This is a genomic window from Fundidesulfovibrio terrae (assembly GCF_022808915.1).
Lineage (GTDB): Bacteria > Desulfobacterota > Desulfovibrionia > Desulfovibrionales > Desulfovibrionaceae > Fundidesulfovibrio > Fundidesulfovibrio terrae.
Genome location: NZ_JAKZFS010000001.1, coordinates 133,897 through 148,119, shown reverse-complemented (window position 1 = coordinate 148,119; position 14,223 = coordinate 133,897). Strand labels below are relative to the sequence as shown.

At 65.2% G+C, this 14,223-nt stretch carries 15 protein-coding genes; 4 read left to right on the top strand and 11 right to left on the bottom strand.

The window, feature by feature from the left end:
• Positions 1–761 precede the first annotated feature (761 nt).
• The gene (locus tag ML540_RS00720) at positions 762–1,502 is read right to left on the bottom strand and encodes a diguanylate cyclase (protein ID WP_243357847.1); all 741 of its coding nucleotides are present in this window, start codon (positions 1,500–1,502) and stop codon (positions 762–764) included.
• Positions 1,503–1,945: 443 nt separating this feature from the next.
• On the opposite strand from ML540_RS00720, the gene ML540_RS00715 reads away from it, so the two are divergent.
• On the top strand, positions 1,946–2,293 hold the full coding sequence (locus tag ML540_RS00715; RefSeq protein WP_243357845.1) for a hypothetical protein: 348 nt from the start codon (positions 1,946–1,948) through the stop codon (positions 2,291–2,293).
• Positions 2,294–2,529: 236 nt separating this feature from the next.
• Here the strand turns inward: ML540_RS00715 and ML540_RS00710 are convergent, their stop codons facing one another.
• The 9 genes from ML540_RS00710 to nifH form a co-directional block, all read right to left on the bottom strand.
• Positions 2,530–2,760 (bottom strand): helix-turn-helix domain-containing protein, encoded by a 231-nt coding sequence (locus tag ML540_RS00710; protein WP_243357843.1) that lies wholly within the window; start codon positions 2,758–2,760, stop codon positions 2,530–2,532.
• 8 nt (positions 2,761–2,768) lie between these two features.
• Positions 2,769–3,275, bottom strand: coding sequence for a DUF2975 domain-containing protein (locus ML540_RS00705; RefSeq protein ID WP_243357841.1), 507 nt, complete (start codon positions 3,273–3,275; stop codon positions 2,769–2,771).
• A 48-nt stretch (positions 3,276–3,323) separates the two neighbouring features.
• A complete protein-coding gene (locus ML540_RS00700) occupies positions 3,324–3,938 on the bottom strand; it encodes a hypothetical protein (protein WP_243357839.1) in 615 nt (204 codons plus the stop codon).
• Positions 3,939–4,146: 208 nt separating this feature from the next.
• Positions 4,147–4,449, bottom strand: coding sequence for a (2Fe-2S) ferredoxin domain-containing protein (locus tag ML540_RS00695; protein WP_243357837.1), 303 nt, complete (start codon positions 4,447–4,449; stop codon positions 4,147–4,149).
• A gap of 69 nt (positions 4,450–4,518) precedes the next feature.
• On the bottom strand, positions 4,519–5,907 hold the full coding sequence (nifK, locus tag ML540_RS00690; RefSeq protein WP_243357835.1) for a nitrogenase molybdenum-iron protein subunit beta: 1,389 nt from the start codon (positions 5,905–5,907) through the stop codon (positions 4,519–4,521).
• Between the two features lie 12 nt (positions 5,908–5,919).
• Positions 5,920–7,569: a nitrogenase molybdenum-iron protein alpha chain gene (nifD, locus tag ML540_RS00685; protein ID WP_243357834.1), complete on the bottom strand. Its 1,650-nt coding sequence runs from the start codon at positions 7,567–7,569 to the stop codon at positions 5,920–5,922.
• Positions 7,570–7,606: 37 nt separating this feature from the next.
• Entirely contained in the window at positions 7,607–7,981 is a 375-nt protein-coding gene (locus ML540_RS00680) for a P-II family nitrogen regulator (RefSeq protein WP_243357832.1), read from the bottom strand.
• Positions 7,978–8,340, bottom strand: a complete 363-nt coding sequence (locus tag ML540_RS00675; protein ID WP_243357830.1) for a P-II family nitrogen regulator — start codon at positions 8,338–8,340, stop codon at positions 7,978–7,980. Before ML540_RS00675 ends, ML540_RS00680 begins: the two co-directional genes overlap by 4 nt.
• Positions 8,341–8,381: 41 nt before the next feature.
• Positions 8,382–9,206 (bottom strand): nitrogenase iron protein, encoded by an 825-nt coding sequence (gene nifH, locus ML540_RS00670; protein ID WP_243357828.1) that lies wholly within the window; start codon positions 9,204–9,206, stop codon positions 8,382–8,384.
• 303 nt (positions 9,207–9,509) lie between these two features.
• On the opposite strand from nifH, the gene ML540_RS00665 reads away from it, so the two are divergent.
• Genes ML540_RS00665 through ML540_RS00655 form a run of 3 tightly spaced genes read left to right on the top strand, consistent with a single transcriptional unit; the run spans position 9,510 to position 13,189 of the window.
• Positions 9,510–10,307 carry a sulfite exporter TauE/SafE family protein gene (locus tag ML540_RS00665; RefSeq protein ID WP_243359620.1) on the top strand — a complete coding sequence of 266 codons (798 nt, stop codon included), beginning with the start codon at positions 9,510–9,512 and terminating at the stop codon, positions 10,305–10,307.
• A gap of 36 nt (positions 10,308–10,343) precedes the next feature.
• A complete protein-coding gene (locus ML540_RS00660) occupies positions 10,344–12,077 on the top strand; it encodes a putative bifunctional diguanylate cyclase/phosphodiesterase (RefSeq protein ID WP_279343189.1) in 1,734 nt (577 codons plus the stop codon).
• Positions 12,074–13,189 (top strand): LeuA family protein, encoded by a 1,116-nt coding sequence (locus ML540_RS00655; protein WP_243357825.1) that lies wholly within the window; start codon positions 12,074–12,076, stop codon positions 13,187–13,189. The genes ML540_RS00660 and ML540_RS00655 overlap by 4 nt, the downstream gene beginning before the upstream one ends.
• Positions 13,190–13,265: 76 nt before the next feature.
• Here the strand turns inward: ML540_RS00655 and ML540_RS00650 are convergent, their stop codons facing one another.
• Positions 13,266–13,937 carry a phosphatase PAP2 family protein gene (locus ML540_RS00650; RefSeq protein ID WP_243357822.1) on the bottom strand — a complete coding sequence of 224 codons (672 nt, stop codon included), beginning with the start codon at positions 13,935–13,937 and terminating at the stop codon, positions 13,266–13,268.
• Positions 13,938–14,223 lie beyond the last annotated feature (286 nt).

Below are 14,223 nucleotides of genomic sequence, written 5' to 3'. Positions count from 1 at the left end.
TCGGCAGCGCGTCCACGAGCGGTGTTTATCAAGTCCCGTGCCACGAACTATCTATTTGATATTGCTATATAATATTCTTTGGCCAAGCGTGGCTGACGGCCACGGGATACAAAAACGCACACAATTGCACAAAATTGTAAGAACAACGCCATGGAGGGATGTCGATCGGCCAGGGAGGCGCAAAGCCAAGAGGGATGAAAAGCGCATGGCCCGCCACCGTCCTGTACGGTGGCGGGCCATGCTCGAGGAGGAGACCGGGGCGTTCCCGGTTATCAGCTGGCGAGGCTTTCCAGGCAGTAGACGTACAGCCCGCCCTGAATCATCAGGCTCACGGCCAGGGCAAACAGCATCTGAAAGCGTTCGGTCATATTCATATACGAATCTCCGGCGTTGATCGTACGGTTCGCGTCCGGGGGTATCGCGGGACACCCCTGCCCCCCGCTCCCGGGCAACACACTGCTACTCGCATCATGTGACAAAGTGATGATGCCTGCGCGACAGGATAGGTTACGCTGGAGGGCGGCCAGCCCGCCCCGCAGCGATTTCGATTTTCATTATCACCATACACGGGGTTGTAAATCCGCAGGAACGCAATCCCGCACTTGCCCGGAAAAGCGGGAACTGAGCCGCCTTCTCCGCGCCTGGGAACGCAGCGGCATCATGAGCTGCGGGAGCGTCCCGGCACGCGGGCACCCAGCACCGGACAGCGCGGTGCGTTGCGGTCAGCCGGGCGGCCGCACCGGAGCGGCCGGTCCGAAGCCCTACCCGGCTTCGGAATACTGATCGCCGGAGTCCAGGAAAACGGCGTTGCGTCCCGAATCCTTGGCGAGGCCCAGGGCCGCCTGGGCCCGGCGCACCAGCACCATGGGGGCCTCGGCCCGGGTGGGCGTCACCGCGGCCAGCCCCACGCTCACCGTGACCACGCCCCCGTGCGGAGATTCCAGATGGGGGATCTCCAGCGCGGCGGTCTCCGAGGCGATGCGCTCCGCCACCACCAGAGCGCCCTTGGCGTCGGTGCCGGGAAGGAGGGCCGCGAAGGTGTCGCCCTCCAGGCGGGCCACCACGTCCACCTCGCGGTAGAGGCAGCGCAGAAGGACTTGGGTGACGGCCTTCAGGCAATCGTCGCCTTTGAGCGACCCGTAGATGTCGTTGTAGGCCCGGAAATTGTCCACGTTGACCATGACGAGCGACAGCGCCGTGCCCTCCCGCTGGGCCTGGGCCCAGTCGCGCGAGAGAAGCAGCTCGAAGGAGCGGCTGTTCAGGGCCCCGGTGAGCCCGTCCACCTGGGAGAGCTGGGACACCTGCGCCAGGGCCGCGTCCAGGTCCATCTGCACCGAGAGGGCCATCTCGGCCACCCGGCGCGAGCGCTCCATGAGGGACTCATACTCCCGCAGGAGCTCGCCGAAGGGCTCGGCCAGGGCCTGCGGGGCAGCCGCAAGAGCCTGCCTGGCCGATTCGACGACCTGCTGTTCCTTGTCGAAAAGCGGGAGGGGATGGTCCATGGGCTGGGGCTCCTGGCGGTTTCTGCGTGCACCTTACGCATAACGCGCGCGGCCCGCTCCGTCCAGCCGGGCGGCCGGTCCGAGCGGGGTCGGATCAACCGAATCTTCTCATCAAGTGGCGGGGAAAGAGGAATGGGTTTACCGTCTCAAACCTTATTGATAATGAGTCTCAAAATCGCAAAAGGTGACGCGCATGATATCCTCCCCAACCTGCCAATCCCAGGGCCTCAAGAGAAAGAACCGCTACGCCGCGTACGCCAAACTGGATGAAGAGCGCCTGCGCGAACTGGCCGGGCGCTTCGCCGCCGGCGACTCGGCCAGCCTCGCGGCCAAGGCCATGGACGTGAACCGCAACACGGTGAACCGCTACTACCAGATATTCCGCGACACGCTCAGCCGTTGCGCCCCGGCGTCGCTTCGGGCGTCGCCCAGGAAGCCGCCCATTGTGGGCCTGTACCTGTCCTCGCGCGGAGTGGACCCGCGCATCGTGCCGGACGACCACCGCGGCACGGCCCTCGAGTGCCTGCGCCAGCCCCGGCTGGCCCGCCTACGACGCCCTGGGCGACCCGGCCACGGGCTTGTTCACCATCATGCCCGGCTGCCTGGTCGGGGCCTACGGACAGATGCTCCTGCGCACCTACTGGGAGAAGCTGCGCGCCCGCCTGTGCGCCAGCCGGGGCATCCCGCGCGAGGCCTACTGGCAGCACCTGGCGGTCTTCGACCTGCTGGAGCGCCAGGGCGCGCTCCGCCTGCGGGACCATCTGCTGGGAAAGCTCGAGAAGGCCGGATGATGGGGACCTCAGTTCTCCTGCGTCTTCCCCGGGATGGCCCATCGAGGTGGAATCCATCCGCCTCGTCCAGATCCAGGCCCAGGTGCTCTCCGACCTGGTGCTGGCCATGGACTCCGGCAGGACCGGGCAGAAGGCGCTACCCCGGCGGTAGCCCGAAGCCGCCCGGGGAACAGGAACGGCCGCCCGGAGGGAACTCCGGACGGCCGTTTTCGTGCGCTCAGGTTTTCCGTGGGAGGTCAGTCCCCGCCGCCGGGTGAATCTCCGTCCGGCTTGAATTCCAGGATATCCCCGGGCTGGCAGTCCAGGAAACGGCAGACGGCCTCAAGGGTGGAGAACCTGATGGCCTTGGCCTTGCCCGTCTTGAGAATGGACAAGTTCTGGGCGGTTATGCCCACCGCTTCCGCCAGGGCCTTGGAGGACACCTTCCTCTTGGCCAGCATGACGTCCAGGTTCACCAGTATCGCCACTGCGCCGCCTAAATGGTCAAAGCCTGTTCTTCTTCGATATGGCGGCCCTCGTCCATGACCCAGGAGATCACCAGCGCGGCCGCGCCCGCGAACAGGGCGGCCAGTTCGTCAGAACCGAGGCTGACCGTGATGTGCCTTTGCCCGGCGGGCATGCCCGCCGACATCGCCAGGGACAGAAGGGGCGTGTTCAAAAACGCCGCCCCGGCCCAGTAGAGGAGGGCCTTGCCGAGCGCCCGGTAGCAGGACACGTTCCGGCGGGAAAAAATCTCGCCGGCCGCGTACAATCCGAACAGTTCACGGATGGTCCTGAAGCCGTACATGGCCACGACCGCCGGGAGCATGTTGGCCACGAAGCACAGCGCGCGGTTCATGGCCAGCAGGTCCAGTCTACCCGGGACCAGGAATCTCGACTTCATGATGTCCGGAAAGCCGTTGAAGTACGCCCAAAACAGGGCGCAGGCGAACGGCGTGGCCCAGAACAGGACGGTCGAAACCCTCCCGAGGAGCCTGCTCATCCTTTGTATGCGCCGCATGTTGTCCATGACATCACCTTCCTGCAACTGTCAGGAGCCGCTGCCGGTTTTCCCGGCCGTGTCGCCGAGCAGGCCGGCGAAGTCCGCCATGAAGCGCTCGGCCAGCGCTTCCTTGCCGCTCACCGCGTATGCCCGGCTCGACCTCTGGCCGCGATGGGCATCCAGGTATAGCGCGCCGGAGCGGGCGTCAATCACCCTGGCATGGTAGGCGTAGTCCAGGGTCACCAGCCAATATACGGGCGGGAACGCTACGGCCAACTCGCCACCGTAGCCCAACACCTGCAGCACGACCACGGTGTCCGCTCCGGCGGCCCGGGCAGCGGCGGCGAGCTCGGAGTCGCTCGCGCCGACCGGGTCGCGTCCCTGCAAGCTGGAAAGAAGCACCTCCGCCGGGAGGACCTCCACGCCCGGCACACCTTCGAGGGCCTTCCCGGCCAACGAGACGATCCTGCCGCTCTTCTCCATCCGGTCCGTGCTTGCAGGCGGCAGGTCCACCTTGGCCACGAGGATCGTTTTGCCCAGGTTGCCGAGTTCCCCTGCCCCGCCCTTGGCCACCTGGTCGCGGATCGTGGTGGGCGCGCAGCCCGTCGATGTGAGCAGTGAGGCCAGAACGGCCGCCACCAGCGGAATCGTCCTCATCTTCATGACTCGTCCTCCGTCGCGGTTGTTTGCGCCGGGAACCCCGGCGCGGTCGTCCTTAGGGGCGACGGCACCGAACTAAACAATAAAAAATTATTGATCAACAATAATTTTTTATTGTTTATCTCCAACAGCCTGCCCTAAAAATAGGAACGGCCGTCCGGGCTTTCACCGGGCGGCCGTCCAAGACAGGCTAAGGCAGGCAGGAGACAATCTATATCAAAAGGTCCTCGCAGGCTTCGCCGTTCTCCAGCGCGTCGAGGATCTCATCGACCTTCTCTTCCGAATCCACGTGCCCGTACCACCAGGCCTCGGGGTAGACGATCATGATGGGGCCGTCCTCGCACTGCTTGAGGCAGCCCGAGCCGGTGATCAGGATGTCCAGGCCCCGGTCCAGGATCTCGGTCTCCATGTACTGCAGGAGGCTTCCGCCCTGCTTGAAGCACACGCCCTTGGGCTCGCCCTTGGCGCGGAAGCTGTTGCAGACCAGAATATGATGCTTCGGCTTGTTGACCATGGCTCCAACTCCTTGCTGTTGCGAGAGGGGGGAGCGACGCTCCCCCCTCTTCGAATCGTCTCGTGATCCCTAGTACACCAGTTCGAACTCGGTCTCGCTGGCGTCGCGGTCGCGCCTGGTCAGCAGGGCGTCGAGCATCTTCTCGATCATCCTGAGGGCTCCCTTGTACCCCACGGTGGGGAAAAGGGTGTGGCCCATGCGGTCCAGGATGGGGAATCCGTGCCGGATGTGCGGGATGTCCTCATCGCGGGCGATGTACTTGAGGTAGGTGTTGCCGATGAGCAGGTCCACGGGCTCCTGCTTGATCCACTGGTGCAGCATGAACATGTCGCCGGGGCACTTGACCTTGGTGACGTTCTCGGCCGGGGTCCCCTTGATGATCTCGCGGATGGTCCGCTCGAACTTGTTTCCGGGCGTGCCCGAGACCAGGTAGGCCGGGATCATGTCCAGCTCGATCAGGAGCTTGGTAAGCCCGATGAGCTGGTCGGGGTCGCCGGCCAGGGCCACGCGCTTGCCGTAGAGGTACTGGTTGTAGTCGCTGATGACGTCCACCACCTGCCCGCGCTCGAAGTCGATGGAGGCGGGCACGGCCTTGCCGGTCATCTTGGACAGCGCGTAGATATAGGCGTCGGTGTCTTCCAGGCCGATGGGCAGGCCCATGATCTCGCAGGGCACCTTGTGCTCGGAGTCCAGGTACTTGGCGGCGGCCGCGGTGCCCCAGGAGCCCAGGGCGATGGTGCCGATGGCGTCGCCGGAACCCTTGATGTCGGCGATCTTGGCTCCCCCGGCGGGGTACATCTCGTACTTGCCGGTGAGCGGGGCGTTGAGCACGCCGGAGGTGTCCGGGAACACGTTGGCGGCAACTCCCAGCTCCAGGGCCAGGCGCTTGATCTCGGCCATGTCCGAGGGCTCGCAGAACCCGGGGATGACGTTGACCTTGCCGTTCTTGGTCCCGGTGGACTCGGCCAGGTTCTTCACCATGCCGACCACCATGTTGGAGTAGCCCGTGACGTGCGAACCCACGTAGGAGGGGGTGTTGCAGTAGATCACGTGCTTGCCCGGGGGCACCTTGCCTTCGGAGCGGGCCTTCTCCACGATCTGGGTCATGTCGTCGCCGATGGTCTCGGAGAGGCAGGTGGTGTGCACCGCGATCACTTCCGGCTCGTAGACCGAGAAGATGTTCTGGATGGCGGTGAGCAGGTTGGCCTGGCCGCCGAACACCGAGGAACCTTCGGTGAAGGAGCTGGTGGCCGCGCTCACGGGCTCCTTGGTGTGCCGGATGAGGGCGGAGCGGTGGTAGGCGCAGCAGCCCTGGGAGCCGTGGGAGTGCGGCAGGCAGCCGTGGATGCCCAGCGCCGCGTACATCGCGCCCACGGGCTGGCAGGTCTTGGCCGGGTTGATGGTCAGGGCCTTCCTGTCCACCGTTATTTCAGCGGGGGTGTGCCGTAAGAGTGCCATTGTAGAATCCTCCTAGCCAGCCACGTAGCAGGCGGTGAGTTCGGGGCCGTCGGCGTGCCAGGGGGCCTTCACCTTCGACCAGACCTTCGAGTTCACCATCCTGTCGATATCTTTGTAATAGTTCACAGCGCCCTTGAACCCGGCGTAGGGTCCGCCGTAGTCGTAGGAGTGCAGCTGCTTGAGCGGCACGCCCATCTTCTGGACCGCGAACTTCTCCTTGATGCCCGCGCAGAAGATATCCGGCTTGTAGAGCTCGATGAGCTTCTCGGACTCGAACTGGTTCAGGTCGTCGATGATCATGGTCTTCTTGGCCATGTCCGGGATGAGCCCCTCGTACTCCCTGAACTTCCAACCAGCTTCCTCGCGGGCCTTCATGTCCCCTTCGCTCATGCGGGGCTTGTACATCTGCGGATCGGGCTCGACATCGAGCTCCTCGATGTTGCGCGAGTCGGCGTCGACCTTGATGGTGGGGATGACGTGGCGGCCTTCGTAGTCGTCGCGGTGGGCGAACTCGTAGCCGGCGGCCAGGGTGGTCATGCCCAGTTCACGGAACAGCTCCTGGTAGTGGTGGGCGCGCGATCCGCCCACGAAGAGCATGGCCGTCTTGCCGGTGGTGCGGGGCTTGATCTCGGCCAGGGCCGATTCCACCGCGGGCATTTCCTCGGCGATGACCTCTTCCACGCGGGCGATCAGCGCGGCGTCGCCGAAGTAGTTTGCGATGCGCCGGAGCGACTTGGCGGTGGCGTGGGCCCCGATGAAGTTCACCTTGACCCAGGGGATGCCGTACTTGGTCTCCATCATGTCCGCCACGTAGGTGATGGAGCGGTGGCACATGACGGCGTTCAGGCTGGCCATCTGGGCGGAGGCGAAGTCGTTGTAGGTGGAGTTGCCGGAGAAGGTGGCGTTCAAGGTGATGCCGCACTTCTCGAGGATGCGCTCGATCTCGAAAGCGTCGCCGCCGATGTTGTACTCGCCGAGCATGTTGATCATGTACTTGCCCGAGCGCACCGGGGTGTCCGAGGTGCCCACGACCTCGGTGAAGATCTTGTTGTTGGCGATGTGGTGGCCCGCGGACTGGGACACGCCCTTGTAGCCTTCGCAGGAGAAGCCGAAGATGTTGATGCCGAGCTTGGCCTTCATCTCCCGGGCCACGGCGTGCACGTCGTCGCCGATCAGGCCCACGGGGCAGGTGGAGAAGATGGCGATGGCCTTGGGCTTGAAGATGTCGTAGGCCTCCTGGATGGCCTTCTTCAGCTTCTTCTCGCCGCCGAAGATGATGTCTTCGTCCTGCATGTCGGTGGAGAACGAATAGGGGATGAAGTTCTCCACGTCGCCGGAGGCGTCGGTCTGGTTGCGCCTAGTCAGCCAGGAGTAGAACCCGCAGCCGATGGGGCCGTGGGTGATGTTCACGATGTCGCGGGTGGGGCCCAGGATAACGCCCTTGCAGCCCGCGTAGGTGCAGCCGCGCATGGTGATGATGCCGGGAACGGTGCGGACGTTGGCCAGGATCTCGCGGTCCTCTCCGCCGTCGGTTTCCTTGATGTATATCTGCTGGGAGCGCTTGCGGCCGACCTTGGGGGGGTACTTGGCCAGAAGCTCCTTCTTGGCCTCTTCCGGATCGATGCCGGGCGTGACCAGGGGTTCTTTGATCGGGGCGTCCATGGTGTTACCTCTTTAACTGTCGCTGGCTCGGGGCCGGTTACTCGATGGCGCAGGAGCCGGTTTCGCCGGTGCGCACCCTGATGGAATCCGCCACGGGCAGCACGAAGATCTTGCCGTCGCCGGCGTTGCCGGTCTTGTTGGCGGCGGTGATGGCCTCCACCACTGCGGAGACCTTGTCGTCGGGCACCACCACCGTGACCATGCGCTTGGCGAAAAGCTTGCCCTTATTGCCCAGGACCTCGGCGGCCTCCTGGTAGCCCTGGGCCGCCCCGGCGGCCACCGCCATGTTCACCAGGCCCTTGCCCCGGCCCCAGGCCTCGTGGGCGAAGAAGGCGGCGATACCGGCGTCGGTTAAGGCCTTCTTGGTCTGGTTCATCTTGTTCATGCGAACGACTGCGATGACTTCCTTCATGGCCTGGCCTCCCCGATGGACGACAGGTCGGTTTCCTTCACGCCGGAGCTGATGGTGTACATCTCGTCCACGGGGGAAACGAAGATCTTGCCGTCGCCGAAGTTGCCCTTGCCGCCGGTGCGGGCGGCGTCCACGATGGTCTTGACCACGAATTCCTTGTCCTTCTCAGACACCACGGTCATGATCTGGATCTTGGGAATCTCGTCGTAGGTCACTTCGCCGATCTTGATGCCGCGCTGCTTGCCGCGGCCGGCGACGGCCAGTTTGGTCGCGGCCGGGAAACCGGCCTCCATGAGGGCTGCCATGACGTCATCGGCCTTCTCGGGGCGGACGACGGAGCGGATCATGATGAGGGACATGCTGGTATCTCCATCCTAAGTCTTGAGGTTGACCGGGCCGCCTAGTTGGCGATGCCGTACTTCACGAGCAGGGCTTCCAACTCGTCGATGGGCAGCGGAGTCGGGATGACGAAGTTCTGGTTGTCCTGGATCTTGGAGGCCAGGGACAGGTACTCGTTGGCCTGGGGGTGCTCGGGGGAGAAGTCGATGACCGTCTTGCGGTTGAGCTCGGCGCGCTGCACCTGGTTCTCGCGGGGGACGAAGTGGATCATCTTGGTGCCAAGGCGCTCGGCCAGGGCGTTGATCAGGTCCTCTTCGTGGTCGACCTTGCGGGAGTTGCAGATGAGCCCGCCCAGGCGCACGCCGCCGGCTTCCGCGAACTTCACGATGCCCTTGCAGATGTTGTTGGCCGCGTACATGGCCATCATCTCGCCCGAGACGACGATGTAGATTTCCTGGGCCTTGCCTTCACGGATGGGCATGGCGAAGCCGCCGCAGACAACGTCGCCCAGCACGTCGTAGAAGACGTAGTCCAGGCTCTTGTCTTCCTTGTAGGCACCCAGCTGTTCCAGAAGGTTGATGGAGGTGATGATGCCGCGGCCGGCGCAGCCCACGCCAGGCTCGGGACCGCCGGACTCGGTGCACATGGTGCCCTTGAAGCCGGGCTTCAGGATGTCCTCGAGTTCGACGTCCTCGCCTTCCTCGCGCAGGGTGTCCAGAACGGTCTTCTGCTGCAGGCCGCCCAGGAGCAGGCGGGTGGAGTCGGCCTTGGGGTCGCAGCCCACGACCATGACCTTCTTGCCCAGGGTAGCCAAACCGGCCACGGTGTTCTGAGTGGTGGTGGACTTGCCGATGCCGCCTTTGCCGTAGATAGCGATCTTTCTCATGATAAACCTCCGAAAAGGGATTTGGATTCGCCGGGTACGCTGGGCATAGGGCAAGGGCCGTGCCAAATCAGACGGTTTTTTGCAAAATTGCAAAAAATCGCCATCTGGCGCGGATCAGCGGGAGGCGGACTCGCCAGGAAGGCCCGGCGGGGACGGTGGCCTTACACAAAAGTCGCTACAAAAATGTCGACCTTTTTGTAAGTTTTCCGGCACCGTACGTGTAACATCCGTGTGTCGACAACCACAGGGAAAGATTATACTTCGCCAAACACGCGTTCCGAATGCAAGGAGCCAGTCGCCATGATGATCCTGTACTTCCTCCTCTACGCCCTGGCCGGAGCCGTGGCCGGGATCCTGGCCGGACTGCTCGGCGTGGGCGGCGGCATCGTCATCGTGCCGGTCCTGTCGGTGCTGTTCGCCTGGCAGGGCATGACCCCGGAATACATGATGCAGTTGGCCCTGGGCACCAGCCTGGCCTCCATCATGTTCACTTCGGTCTCCAGCATGCGCGCCCATCACAAGCACGGCGCGGTGCGCTGGTACGTGGTCCGCGCCATCGCTCCCGGCATCATCGTGGGCACCCTGGCCGGAAGCTGGATCGCCTCCATGCTCTCCAGCGGTTTTCTCAAGGTCTTCTTTTTGTGCTTCCTCTACTACGTCTCCTTCCAGATGTTTCTGAACATCAAGCCCAAGCCCAGTCGCGAGCTGCCAGGAGCGGGCGGCATGTTCGGGGCCGGATCCTTCATCGGCGCGGTCTCCGCCCTGGTGGGCATCGGCGGCGGCACCATGTCCGTGCCGTTCATGACCTGGTGCAACATCCCCATGCACCAGGCCGTGGGCACCTCGGCGGCCATCGGCTTCCCCATCGCCCTGGCCGGGACCGTGGGCTACATTCTCGGCGGCATGGGCAAGGCCGGGCTGCCCGGAGCCACCCTGGGCTTCATCTACATCCCGGCCCTGGTGGGCCTGGTGGTCTGCAGCATGCTCACCGCGCCGACGGGCGCCCGCATCGCCCACAAGCTGCCCGTGGCCAAGCTCAAGAAGGTCTTCGCGGCGTTTCTTTTTTTCATGGCCACGAGAATGCTTTTCCAGGTGCTCTAAGTTTGCTAGCAGGGGGATGAGAGGTCGAAGCCGTACATGAACCCTCCTCCCCCGTTCCCACTCCCTCCCGGTGATCCCGCGCGTCTGCTCGAAGCGCTCGTGCGGGCCAGCGGCGAAGGCATGATCGTCACCGCCCCCGACGGAAGCATCCTCTGGGTCAACGACGCCTTTACCGACATCACCGGATACGACGCTGACGAAGCGCACGGGCAGAACCCCCGCATGCTCAAGTCCGACCACCACGACGCGGCCTTCTACGAGGCGCTGTGGTCCCGTCTCATCGAGGAAGGCGTCTGGGAGGGCGAAATCTGGAACCGCCGCAAATCCGGCGAGGCCTACCCAGAACGGCTCTCCATCCGGGCCATCCGGGACGCCTCGGGAAGGCTGGCGGGCTACGTAGGGGTCTTCACCGACATCACCGACCAGAAGAGCCACAAGGAAGTCCTGCTCCACGAGGCCTACCACGACCCCCTCACCGGGCTGCCCAACCGCCACCTCTTCCACGACCGCCTGGGCATGGCCCTGCGCAAGTCCCAGCTGGGCGGCAACCCCGTGGGCGTCATCTGCCTGGACCTGGACCGCTTCAAGACCATCAACGACAGCCTGGGCCACGCGACAGGCGACATCATCCTCACCGAGGTGGGCTACCGGCTCTCGAAGCTCTTGCGCCAGGCCGACACCCTCTCGCGCTTCGGCGGCGACGACTTCTACATGCTGCTCACCGAGCTGCGCGACCCCGAGGACGCGGCCCACGTGGCCGGACGCATCCTCACCTGCCTGGCCGACCCCGTGGAGACCCTGGGCGAGGAACTGCACGTCACCGCCAGCATCGGCGTGACCATATCCCCCTCGGACGGCACGGACCCGGCCCAGCTCGTGCGCAACGCCGAGATGGCCATGTACCGCGCCAAGGAGGCCGGGCGAAACAACTTCAATTTCTTCACCGAGGACCTGGGGAACCGGGTGCTCAAGGGGTTGAAGCTGGAGAACGACCTGCGCAAGGCCCTGGCCCGCGAGGAGTTCGTGCTCTACTACCAGCCCCGCGTGGACGTGCTCACGGGCACGGTGCGGGGCATGGAGGCTCTGGTGCGCTGGATTCCTGCCGGGGGCGTCCCCGTATCGCCGGGAGAGTTCATCCCCCTGGCCGAGGAGACCGGGCTCATCCTGGCCCTGGGCGACTGGATCCTGGAGGAGGCTTGCCGCCAGACCAAGCTCTGGCTCGACGAGGGCCTGGGCGACCTGAAGGTGGCGGTGAACCTCTCGCCGCGCCAGATCGAGCAGCCCGGGCTGGCCGCCAAGGTGCTGGCGGTGCTCGAGCGCACCGGCCTGCCCGCCTCGAGGCTGGAGGTGGAAGTCACCGAGACCGTGTTCCTCAAGGGCTTCGCCGAGGCCCGCAAGACCCTCTCCAGCCTGGCCGCCGCCGGGATCACCGTGGCCCTGGACGACTTCGGCACCGGGTATTCCTCCCTGACCTACTTGAAGCAGCTGCCCATCTCCACGCTCAAGATCGACAAATCCTTCGTGGACGGACTGCCCCAGGACAAGGACGACGCGGCCATCGTCACCTCGGTGGTGTCCATCGCGGCCAACCTGGGGCTGGCCGTGGTGGCCGAGGGCGTGGAGACCATGGCCCAGCTGGAGTTTTTGCGCTCGCTCTCCTGCTGCGACGGCTTCCAGGGCTACCTCTACGCCAAACCCCTGCCGCCGCGCGAATTCGCGGCCCTGCTGTCCCGGGGGGACGTGCTCCTCCCCCATGGAGACGCCGCGTGAAGATCATCGACTCCACCCTGCGCGAAGGCGAGCAGTGCTTCGGGGTATACCTGACGCCGGACGCCAAGGCGAACATCCTGACCCGGCTGGCGGCGCTCGGCGTCGACGAGGTGGAGCTGGGCATCGCCGGGCGCGACGCCTCGGTGGCCGGGCTGGTGGAGCTAGCGCGCGGCCTGGGCGGGCGCGGCCACGGCGTGAGGCCCGAGCTGTCGGTGTGGGCCGCCTGCCGCGAGGACACCATCCTGGCCGGGGCCGCCCTGAACACCGACTGGCTGCACCTGGGGCTGCCCGTGTCCGCCGCGCACATGGAAAAACGCCTGGGGCTCTCCCCGGACGCGCTGCTTGCGCACCTGGCGCGCCACGTGGCGCTGGCCTGCGCCTCAGGCCAGGCCCGGGTGTCCCTGGGCCTGGAGGACGCCTCCCGGGCCGATCCGGAGTTCCTGGTCCGGGCGGCGCTGGCCGGGCGCGACGCCGGGGCCTCGCGGGTGCGCCTGTCGGACACGGTGGGGCTGTGGCATCCGCTGGAGGTGGCCGAGGTGGTCGGGCGGCTCAAGGCCGCCGTACCCGGCGTTGCCGTTGGCGTGCACTGCCACAACGATTTCGGCCTGGGCACGGCCAACGCCCTGGCAGGGCTCATGGCCGGAGCCGAATACGCCGACGCCTCGGTGCTGGGCCTGGGAGAGCGGGCAGGGCTGGCCGCCCTGGAAGAACTTACGGCCTACCTGCATTTCCGGTTGGGACTTCCCTACAGGGTGGAGGTGCTTCCCGGGCTGTGCCGCACCGTGGCCGATGCGGCCAAGATCGAGATACCGCCGCGCAAGCCCGTGGCGGGCTCGGCCCAGTTCTCCTGCGAGACGGGGTTGCACGTGCACGGGCTCACGCGCGATCCGTCCCTGTTCGAACCCTACGATCCGGCGAAGCTCGGGCTTTCCCGCCTGGTGGCCCTGGGCAAGAAGAGCGGCCGGGCGGCCGTGGCCGCCAAGATGGCCGAGTTCGGGATGGACCCGGCCGGGCGCGACCTGGAGGGGATCACACGGAAGGTGCGGGCCAAGTCCGAACGGCTGGGCCGCCCGCTCACCGACGACGAGGCGCGGGACCTGCTTTCGCGCTGACTTCCGGCCCTACGCGGGCCACATCATCCTGGTGTGCAAATGGCGCAGGATCTCCATCACGGCAATACCCCTGCCTCTATTTGAGCCCCTGCTGGGCGCGCAATTCCGCCTTGGCGGCGCCTAAGTCGCTCTGGAATTGTGGGCTGGCGTTCAGGTCGAACAGGAGGATGCCCGCCTCCATCTGGCCCGCGCCCACGTCGGTTGGCCAGTGCTGGCCCAGGATCAGGCGGTTCAGGCCGAACTGGACGCCGTAGGTGGTCAGCTGATCCTGCTTTTCCGGGATCATGGCGGAAAGGATCATGCCGTCCACGAATCCGAGCACCGTGTGCGCGCTGGGGTACGACGAGGCCGTGACCGGCCCCTGGCTGTTGTAGATGCGGTCCAGGCTTATGTTCGTGTTTTGCGTGTTGATGGTGACCTTGTTGAAGAAGGAGTTGGTCACCGGCAGGTCCTGGGCGTTGAAGCCCGTCCCCAGCACGGCGGAGAAGTCGAACACCGAGGGCACCGCGTCCGCCTGGGCCTTGGCCACCGCCTGCGGGGAAGCCGCGATCATGACGGAGTTCAAGAGCTGCACGTTGGCGGCCTGGGCGGCGGTGCCCGGCGCGGGCGGAGGCGGCAGGAGCATGAGGGCCTGCTGCACGGCCGCGGCGCTCGAGAAGTAGGCGTCGGGGCCGAGAACCTGCCCGGAGCATATCCGGGGCAGGGCGAACACGACCAGGAGAGCCACGGACACTGCATACGAACGCATGGAATCCTCCTTCCTCGAACGTTGCGCCTGCATACTCGAGAAAGGAGCGTCCCGCAATTCAGACGGGTCCGTTTTTCCGGACTCTTCTTGCGGGCGTTGCCACCCGCCCCGTTCGCTGGTATCCGGGCCCTGACGACGCCTGAAACTCCCCGCCAGCCCTGCACTTTCCTCCCGAAAGCGTGATTTTTCGCCCCCCTGGGGACTCGTGTCTGGTTTTGTCTGGAAAATCAGGTTAAGGTGCGGACAGCGCTTCTTGCAACCGTTCGAAATAACAATCGTTTAACCA

Bases quoted from the DNA above. Each gene is read 5' to 3' on its own strand.
- ML540_RS00700 (WP_243357839.1), bottom strand. From the start codon at position 3,938: ATGAAGATGAGGACGATTCCGCTGGTGGCGGCCGTTCTGGCCTCACTG.
- ML540_RS00665 (WP_243359620.1), top strand. From the start codon at position 9,510: ATGATCCTGTACTTCCTCCTCTACGCCCTGGCCGGAGCCGTGGCCGGG.
- ML540_RS00660 (WP_279343189.1), top strand. From the start codon at position 10,344: ATGAACCCTCCTCCCCCGTTCCCACTCCCTCCCGGTGATCCCGCGCGT.
- nifD (WP_243357834.1), bottom strand. From the start codon at position 7,569: ATGGACGCCCCGATCAAAGAACCCCTGGTCACGCCCGGCATCGATCCG.
- ML540_RS00675 (WP_243357830.1), bottom strand. From the start codon at position 8,340: ATGTCCCTCATCATGATCCGCTCCGTCGTCCGCCCCGAGAAGGCCGAT.
- nifH (WP_243357828.1), bottom strand. From the start codon at position 9,206: ATGAGAAAGATCGCTATCTACGGCAAAGGCGGCATCGGCAAGTCCACC.
- ML540_RS00650 (WP_243357822.1), bottom strand. From the start codon at position 13,937: ATGCGTTCGTATGCAGTGTCCGTGGCTCTCCTGGTCGTGTTCGCCCTG.
- ML540_RS00680 (WP_243357832.1), bottom strand. From the start codon at position 7,981: ATGAAGGAAGTCATCGCAGTCGTTCGCATGAACAAGATGAACCAGACC.
- ML540_RS00705 (WP_243357841.1), bottom strand. From the start codon at position 3,275: ATGAGCAGGCTCCTCGGGAGGGTTTCGACCGTCCTGTTCTGGGCCACG.
- ML540_RS00720 (WP_243357847.1), bottom strand. From the start codon at position 1,502: ATGGACCATCCCCTCCCGCTTTTCGACAAGGAACAGCAGGTCGTCGAA.
- ML540_RS00695 (WP_243357837.1), bottom strand. From the start codon at position 4,449: ATGGTCAACAAGCCGAAGCATCATATTCTGGTCTGCAACAGCTTCCGC.
- nifK (WP_243357835.1), bottom strand. From the start codon at position 5,907: ATGGCACTCTTACGGCACACCCCCGCTGAAATAACGGTGGACAGGAAG.